This is a genomic window from Stenotrophomonas sp. PS02301 (assembly GCF_029959485.1).
Lineage (GTDB): Bacteria > Pseudomonadota > Gammaproteobacteria > Xanthomonadales > Xanthomonadaceae > Stenotrophomonas > Stenotrophomonas maltophilia_Z.
Genome location: NZ_JASCOO010000047.1, coordinates 25,975 through 32,347, shown reverse-complemented (window position 1 = coordinate 32,347; position 6,373 = coordinate 25,975). Strand labels below are relative to the sequence as shown.

Annotated in this window: 5 protein-coding genes; all 5 read left to right on the top strand. The window is 66.6% G+C overall.

The window, feature by feature from the left end:
* The first annotated feature begins 107 nt into the window (after positions 1–107).
* The 5 genes from QMX81_RS12585 (at position 108) to xylA (ending at position 6,369) form a co-directional block, all read left to right on the top strand.
* Positions 108–866, top strand: coding sequence for a SapC family protein (locus tag QMX81_RS12585; protein ID WP_282261945.1), 759 nt, complete (start codon positions 108–110; stop codon positions 864–866).
* Between the two features lie 21 nt (positions 867–887).
* Complete coding sequence (locus tag QMX81_RS12580; protein WP_282261955.1) at positions 888–1,889, top strand: cupin-like domain-containing protein; 1,002 nt, start codon at positions 888–890, stop codon at positions 1,887–1,889.
* A gap of 13 nt (positions 1,890–1,902) precedes the next feature.
* The gene (locus tag QMX81_RS12575; protein ID WP_282261943.1) at positions 1,903–3,432 is read left to right on the top strand and encodes a tryptophan halogenase family protein; all 1,530 of its coding nucleotides are present in this window, start codon (positions 1,903–1,905) and stop codon (positions 3,430–3,432) included.
* Between the two features lie 64 nt (positions 3,433–3,496).
* Complete coding sequence (gene xylB / locus QMX81_RS12570) at positions 3,497–4,990, top strand: xylulokinase (RefSeq protein ID WP_282261941.1); 1,494 nt, start codon at positions 3,497–3,499, stop codon at positions 4,988–4,990.
* A 44-nt stretch (positions 4,991–5,034) separates the two neighbouring features.
* Complete coding sequence (gene xylA / locus QMX81_RS12565) at positions 5,035–6,369, top strand: xylose isomerase (protein ID WP_282261939.1); 1,335 nt, start codon at positions 5,035–5,037, stop codon at positions 6,367–6,369.
* The last annotated feature ends 4 nt before the right edge of the window (positions 6,370–6,373 follow it).

Here is a 6,373-nt window from a genome sequence, read left to right as displayed (position 1 = left end):
AGCCCGCGTTACATGCTCGGCGTTCGTTACAGGTTCTGACGTGTGGGGGGGCCGCTGCCCGGGCAGCGGCACCCGTTCAAGGGTCCTGATGGGGTGGGAAGAACACCATGCCGCGTTACGAAATGCTCAACAACATCGCCCACCGCGATCTGCGCGTGGCCACCGATTTCGGGCCCGCGTTCGGCGATGCGGTCGGCATGGTGCCGGCCTACCCGAGCGAGTTCGCCGAACTGCAGCGGGAATATCCCATTTTCCTTCGCAAGGACGCCGCCACGGGCCAGTGGCAGTCCGTGGTGCTGCTCGGGTTCGAGCAGCACGAGAATCTGTTCCTGCAGGACGGCCGATGGAATGCGTCCTACCTGCCCGGTGCGGCGGCCAAGGGGCCGTTCCTGATCGGCTTCCAGGAGAACCAGATCGATGGCACGCTCACCCAGGAAGCGGTGCTGCACGTGGATCTGGATCACCCGCGCGTGACGGCGATGCAGGGCGAGCCGGTATTCCTGCCGCAGGGGGGCAACACACCTTATCTGGACCACATCGCAGGCGTGCTGCGTGGTATCCACGAGGGACACGCCTTCGGGGCGGCGATGTTTGCCGAGCTGGATGCGAAAGACCTCATTCAACCGATCACGCTCGACGTGCAGGTTGCCCAGGAGCATCGGGTCGGTGTCAACGGCCTGCACGCCATCGACCGTGACCGGCTTGCCCAGCTGGACGGTCCGGCGCTGGCCGAACTCAATCGCGCCGGCTACCTGGAAGGTGCGTACCTGATGCTGGCGTCGCTGCACAACATGCGTCGCCTGATCGCGGAGAAACAGAAACGTCTGCGTCTGCAGGATGCCGCCGCGGCGGCGGGCAGGAACTGACCGGTGCTGGACGGCACTGCCATGCGGACACTGGAAGGCCTCGCGCCTGGCGCGCTTCCGCTGGAGGCGCTGGTGGATGCCGGCGAGCCGGTGGTGCTGCGCGGCATCGCGCGCGACTGGCCGATGGTGCAGGCAGGATTGCGCTCCACGCAGGCGGCACTGGGCTATCTGCGCGGCTTCGAGGCAGGTGTGCCGGTCCCGTATTCCTTCGGCGGGCCGGAGATCGAGGGGCGCCCGTTCTATAACGAGGATTTCACCCGGTTGAACGTCGAGGTCCGGCGTGGATTGTTGACGCAGGTGCTGGACGACATTGAAGCCACCCTCGAGGCACCGCGGCCGCCCACCTACTATGTCGCCTCCCTGCTGATCGAGCGGGCACTGCCGGGCTTCGCGCAGCACAACGATGCCGGCCTGGCCGGGCAGGGCATCGACGCTTCAGCGAGCATCTGGATCGGCAACCGGGTAACCGCTTCCTGCCATTTCGACACGCCCGACAACCTGGCGTGCTGCGCCGTGGGCCGGCGCCGGTTCACGTTGTTTCCGCCGGAGCAGATCGACAACCTGTACCCGGGCCCGCTGGACCCCACGCCGGGGGGGCAGGTGGTCAGCGTGGTGGATATCGACCGCCCGGACTTCGCGCGCCACCCCCGGTTCCGTGATGCATTGGCAAGCGCACAGACCGCCGTGCTGGAACCGGGTGATGCGATCTTCATTCCGAGCCTGTGGTGGCACCACGTGCGCAGCCTCGCCCCGTTCAATGTGCTGGTGAACTACTGGTGGCGCAGTTCGCCGGCCTTCCTGTCCTCGCCGCTGCCGGCACTCCATCACGCGATGTGGGCGGTGCGCGATCTGCCCCCGCGCGAGAAGCAGGCCTGGGCAACGATCTTCGAGTACTACGTCTTCGGCCCGGGTGAGCGTGCAGGGCAACACCTGCCCGACGCCTCCCGGGGCGCGCTGGCACCGTTCGACGAGACGCAGGCGCGCCGCATGCGCGCGCAGCTGCTGGCTCGACTCAACCGCTGATGGGAGCACCGCATTGAACGTGGCGAACACAACGCAGGGACGGATCCGCAAGATCGTCATCGCCGGTGGCGGCACCGCTGGCTGGCTGGCCGGCTGTGCGCTGGCGCACCAGTTCCGCGACCAGCTGGACATCACCCTGGTGGAGTCCGAGCAGATCGGTACGGTGGGTGTCGGCGAGTCGACCGTGCCCCCCATCCGCACGTTCCACCGTTTTCTGCAGATCGATGAGCAGGAGTTCCTGCAGGCCGTCGCCGGCACGTTCAAGCTCTCGATCTCGTTCGAGAACTGGCGTCGCCCCGGGGAGCGTTTCATCCATCCGTTCGGCACGATCGGGCAGGGGACCTGGGCCACGCCGTTCCACCATTTCTGGCTGGACAGCCTGCGCCGCGGGATGCCATCGGACCTGGGCGATTTCTGCCTGGAAAGCGCGGCCTCGCGGCAAGACCGGTTCTCGCTGCAGACCCAGCCCCAGGTCAACTACGCCTATCACTTCGACGCCGGGCTCTACGCGAAATTCCTGCGCCGCAAAGCCGAAGGCCACGGGCTGCGACGTGTGGAAGGCAAGATCCGCGAGGTCCGCCAACATGCCCACGACGGCGCCGTTCAATCGCTGGTGCTGGAAGACGGACAGGTCATCGAGGGCGACCTGTTCATCGACTGCACGGGCTTCCGCGGCCTGTTGACCGAGCAGACCCTGCATACCGGCTATGAGGACTGGCACGAATGGTTGCCCAGTGATCGTGCCGTTGCGGTGCAGACCGCGTCGGTCGGATCGCCGGTTCCGTATACCCGCGCCATCGCGCACGAAGCCGGGTGGCGGTGGCATATCGCGCTTCAGCACCGGGTCGGCTGCGGGCTGGTGTTCTCCAGCCGCCACATGTCCGATGACGAGGCGCACGCCAAGCTGCTGCGCGACGTTGACGGCCCGCCCCTGCGCGACCCCTGGCTGGTGCCGTTCCGCAGCGGAAGGCGGTTGAAGGCCTGGAACAAGAACGTGGTGGCACTCGGGCTTGCCAGTGGTTTCATCGAGCCGCTGGAATCGACCAGCATCCACCTGACCATCAGCGCGGTGGTACGCCTGATCCAGCTGTTCCCGTCCGACGGCATCAGCCCGGCACTGGTGGACCTGTACAACGAGGTCAGCCGGCAGGAGATGGAGCACGTGCGCGACTTCATTATCCTGCACTACCACGCCAACCAGCGCGACGAGCCGATGTGGAAGGCCTGTCGTGAGATGGAACTGCCCGAATCGCTTGCGGTCCGGCTGCGTGCCTGGCGCGAACGTGCGCATGCCTGGCAGGACCCCGGCGAGCTGTTCCGGGTCGACTCCTGGACGAGCGTGCTGATGGGGCAGGGGATCCAGCCGGGACCTGTGCATCCGCTTGCAGCCGCCATCGGGGACGCGGACCTGCGCACGCTGTTGATGCGGATCCGCCAGCCGGTGGAGCAGGCGCTCGCGACGATGCCGTCGCAGGCAGCGTTCATCGAACGCTACTGCAAAGCGGCGCAGGACGTATGGCCGCGGGCCTCCGCCTTGGCATAGCACAGAGGCACGCTGTTGCCCGGAAATGGTAGCGCTACCTTCAAACACCCACGGGATGGAATACATGGATCTGGTTGCCGGAATCGATGCAGGTACGCAGAGTCTGAAAGTCGTGGTGTACGACCCTGCCGGGCGGCATCTCATTGCCAGCGCCAGCGCGCCCCTGGAACTGATCTCCACTGCCGATGGCAGCCGTGAACAGGACCCGGCAGCGTGGGTCGCAGCCCTTCAGGCCTGCTTCCGTGCGATCGATTCCAAGATCAGGTCGCGCATCTGCGCGCTGGCGGTCTCGGGCCAACAGCACGGCTTCGTACCCGTCGACGCCGCCGGGCAGGTCCTGGCACCGGCCAAACTGTGGTGCGACACCAGCACCTCGGCCGAGTGCGTGCAGATCATGGAGGCGGTCGGCGGAACAGCGCGCACCATCGCGCTCGCCGGCAACCCCGTCCTTACCGGTTACACCGCGTCCAAACTGCCCTGGACGAAGACGCACCGGCCCGACGCCTACGCCCGGCTCGCTACGATCCAGCTGCCGCACGACTATCTCAACCTCATGCTGACCGGCCAGCGCTTCTGCGAATACGGGGATGCGTCGGGCACGGGCTGGCTGGACGTGCGCACCCGCACGTGGTCGGCCGAGTTGCTGCGTGCGACCGATCCGGAGCGTGACCTTGCGCTCTGCCTGCCGCGCATCGCCGCGCCCGACGAGCTGTTCGACATCGATCCGGCCGCGGCGGCCAGACTGGGGCTGCCTAACACCGTGAAGGTGGCCGTTGGGGGCGGTGACAACATGATGGCGGCCATCGGTACCGGCTGCGTTGCACCGGGCCGCCTGGCGATGAGCCTGGGCACCTCGGGCACCCTGTTTGCCTACTCCGACACGCCCGTGGTCGATCCCGACGGGGCGTGGGCCGCGTTCTGCTCCTCCACCGGCGGCTGGCTGCCCCTGATCTGCACGATGAACTGCACGGTGGTGACCGAACAGGTCGCCGACGCCTTCGGCTTCAGCACCCGCTACGGCGATGGCCACCTGCGCGCCACGTCGCCCGGCGCCGACGGCCTGGTGATGCTGCCGTTCCTCAACGGCGAGCGCACGCCGGATCTGCCGCTCGGCAAGGGCGTGCTGGCGGGGCTGGACACCACCAACATGACCCCGGCGCATTTCTATCGCGCGGCCATGGAAGGGGCGACGTACAGCCTGAAGTACGGCTTCGATGCCTTCGTGGGCGCCGGCATGTCGTTCGAGCGCATCGTGCTGACCGGCGGTGGCAGCAACAGCACCGAGTGGCGGCAACTGGTGGCCGATGTATTCGGCCTGCCGGTGGATGTGCCGATCCACGCCGAAGGCGCGGCGTTCGGCGCCGCATTGCAGGCCCTGTGGGCCTTCGGCAAGGCACGCGGTGATGCCACCTCCATCGCCGCTATCGCTGACCAGCATGTCGCGCTCGCGCCGCAGCTGTCCGCGCGCCCGGATCCGGCGCGCGCCCAGGCCTATGCCACCGCGTATGCACGTTTCCTGCGTCATCTCGACGCCCTCACGCCGCTGTATCGCGGCTGATCCCCCTTTCCGCGACCCCTCGCACAACGACAGGACGAGCCACCATGAGCACGCAGCCCTTCATCGGCGCCAAGGAATACTTCCCCGGCATCGGCCGCATCCCCTTCGAAGGCCGGGACTCGGACAACCCGCTCGCCTTCAAGGTCTATGACGCCCACAAGATCATCGGCGGCAAGACCATGCAGGAGCACCTGCGCTTTGCGGTCTGCTACTGGCACACCTTCTGCAACGCCGGGCATGATCCGTTTGGTCCAGGCACCCGCCATTTCCCTTGGGAAGCCAGCTCGCCGATGGCGACCGCCGAGGCCAAGGTGGATGCGGCCTTCGAGTTCTTCACCAAGCTGGGCGTGCCGTACTGGTGCTTCCACGACATCGACCTGGCGCCGGATGCCGACGATGTCGGCGTGTACGAAAGGAACCTCAAGCACATGGTGGGCCTGGCCAAAGCGCGCCAGGACGCCACTGGAATGAAACTGCTGTGGGGCACCGCCAATCTGTTCTCGCACCCGCGCTACATGAACGGTGCCTCGACCAATCCCGATTTCGCGGTGGTGGCGCGTGCGGCGGTGCAGGTGAAGGCGGCCCTGGAGGCAACGGTTGAACTGGGTGGCGAGCATTACGTGTTCTGGGGTGGCCGCGAAGGCTACGCCTCGCTCGTGAACACGCAGATGAAGCGCGAGGTCGACCACCTCGCACGGTTCCTCACCATGGCGCGGGACTACGGCCGCAGCATCGGCCTGAAGGGGAACTTCCTGATCGAGCCCAAGCCGATGGAGCCGATGAAGCACCAGTACGATTTCGACAGTGCGACCGTGGCGGGCTTCCTCAAGACGCATGGCCTGGACAAGGACTTCAAGCTCAACATCGAGGCGAACCACGCCACGCTCTCCGGCCACACGTTCGAACACGATCTGCAGGTCGCCTCGGACAGCGGCCTGCTGGGCAGCATCGACGCCAACCGCGGCAATGCCGAGAACGGCTGGGATACCGACCAGTTCCCGAGCGACCTGTACGACACCGTGGGCGCCATGCTGGTGGTGCTGCGGCAGGGTGGGCTGGAGGGCGGATTGAACTTTGACGCCAAGGTCCGCCGTGAATCGACCGACCTGGACGATCTGTTCATTGCCCATATCGGCGGCATGGATGCGTTCGCCCGCGGGCTGGAAGTCGCCCACGCCCTGCTGCATGAATCGCCGTGGGAGCAGTGGCGCAAGGAGCGTTATGCCAGCTTCGACAGCGGTGCCGGCAAGGAGTTTGAGCGCGGCGGGCTCAGCCTCATCGATCTGGCCGCGCTGGGTGCCAAGGGTGGCGAGCCCCGGCAGATCAGCGGCAAGCAGGAACGCTACGAAAACCTGATCAACCAGTACCTGCTGCGCTGAGCGC

What these genes read in the sequence shown, in the direction of transcription:
- QMX81_RS12585 (WP_282261945.1), top strand. Translation starts at nt 108, where the DNA reads ATGCCGCGTTACGAAATGCTCAACAACATCGCCCACCGCGATCTGCGC.
- xylB (WP_282261941.1), top strand. Translation starts at nt 3,497, where the DNA reads ATGGATCTGGTTGCCGGAATCGATGCAGGTACGCAGAGTCTGAAAGTC.
- QMX81_RS12580 (WP_282261955.1), top strand. Translation starts at nt 888, where the DNA reads ATGCGGACACTGGAAGGCCTCGCGCCTGGCGCGCTTCCGCTGGAGGCG.
- xylA (WP_282261939.1), top strand. Translation starts at nt 5,035, where the DNA reads ATGAGCACGCAGCCCTTCATCGGCGCCAAGGAATACTTCCCCGGCATC.